This window comes from Bradyrhizobium sp. 87, from assembly GCF_023073015.1.
Taxonomy (GTDB): Bacteria; Pseudomonadota; Alphaproteobacteria; order Rhizobiales; family Xanthobacteraceae; genus Bradyrhizobium; species Bradyrhizobium canariense_D.
The window spans coordinates 1-1732 of sequence record NZ_JADPIQ010000049.1 but is presented as its reverse complement, the minus strand read 5'-3'; the positions used below and the strand labels follow the sequence as shown (position 1 = coordinate 1732).

Genomic DNA, 1732 nt, shown 5'->3' with positions numbered 1-1732 from the left:
AGGGAGATGCTATGGGGCGGCGACGAGGATATTGCATCCATTGTTGCTGATGAACCGATGGAGCGCCCCATGCAGAAGTTGAACGATCTGAGCCGATCCTCGAGCCCCCTCGACCCGAATGGCACGCTGATCGCAGTTATCGAACTGAGCCTGTTGAGCTGGCTCGTCGCCGGCATCGTGCCTGGCGTCGAGCGCCAGCCATTGAAGAAGCTCGCGGTCGACGAGAGCGCATTGCTGAAGTTGCTGCATCGATGGCGAGAGGAAGCAACGAAGGCCGGGCATCGGATCAAACGCATCGCCGTCGTTTTCGAGGCCGGCCGTGACGGCTTCTGGCTGGCGCGCTGGCTCAGGGCACGCGACATTGAGGCTCACGTCATTCACGCATCGAGTGTGGCGGTGTCGCGCGAGCACCGGCGCGCCAAGACCGATCGGCTCGACACCGAGCTGCTCAAACGCTCTTTTCTCGGCTGGCTGCGCGGCGAGCGTGATCACTGCAAGATGGTGGCGATCCCGACAATCCAGGACGAAGATGCCAAGCGGCCCAACCGCGAACACGAGAGCCTCGTCGGAGAACAAAGTCGGATCGTCAACCGAATGAAAGCAGCGTTGATCCGGCTCGGCATCCGCGGCTTCAATCCCAAGCTGAAGAAAGCTGCCGAACGCCTTGACGGCTTGCGCTCCCCCGAGGGCGAGCCGATCCCGCCCAACACCCTGGCTGAGCTGCGTCGCGACATGGCGCGCCGGCGGCTCGTCAGCGATCAGATACGGCAGATCGAGGACGCTCGCCTGGAGCGTCTCAAGCAAGCGCCCAATGATGGACCACATGCAATGGTGCACCTGCTGGCGCGCGTGATCGGGGTTGGTGTTGAGACGGCCGACATGCTGGTGCAGGAGGTACTGTCGCGAAGCATGCGCGACCGACGGGCCGTAGCGCGTTATGCCGGCCTCACGGGCTCGCCCGACGAGAGCGGCAGAAAACGCCGGGAGAAAGGGCTGACCCGTTCCGGCAACGCTCGGGTTCGACGAGGCATGATCCAATTGGCGTGGCGATTTCTCATGTTCCAGAAGGACAGCACCTTGGCGCAGTGGTTTCGAGCCCGCACCGAGAATGCCCGCGGGACGCGCAAGACCATGATCGTGGCCTTGGCGCGCAAGCTCCTGATCGCCCTGTGGCGTCTCGTGCGGGAGGGAGTAGTGCCGGACGGCGTCGTTCTGCGGCCGGCATAATCAACGGAGGTCACTGAACGACACCCAACAGTTTCGGCCCTGTCTGTCCGCTTGTGACGGTGTCGCCGATGACGGTTCGAGGTGGCGGGGTCCCGACGTGTTTCCTTGGCTTTCAATGCCGAAAGGGAGAATGGGTCCGCCCTTCGGAGCTTCGCTGCCGATGCGTATGACTGCATCATGGTTCGGGTCCTTGGACCCACCGAATACAAGGTTGTGGCGCGATTGATCGCGCCCGCAAGCGAGCTCCCCTCCGATCGTTATCCCGATCGCACCAACCGTGCCGTCGTGCTCGAAGCTGTCAAGGTGTGGCCTGGCAACGGCGGAGCCTGTGGTATGATTCGTGCGACGGCCAACCTTGACAGCTTCTGCGCACGCCAGCGCAGGCGAAGTGCGGGTCGGGACGAAGAAACGGCTTTCAGATCGAACAAAGAAACTGACGAAGGAAAAGATGCGCGACCTGTCGCCTCTTGAAACGCCTCCTTGACAAAAAAAGCCCCATACAAGG

Annotated in this window: 1 protein-coding gene; it reads left to right on the top strand. The window is 62.2% G+C overall.

The window, feature by feature from the left end; all coding sequences use genetic code 11:
* Positions 1 to 1227 (top strand): IS110 family transposase (locus IVB50_RS13675; protein WP_346771300.1); only part of this gene is annotated, 1227 nt, incomplete at its 5' end.
* Positions 1228 to 1732: the final 505 nt, after the last annotated feature.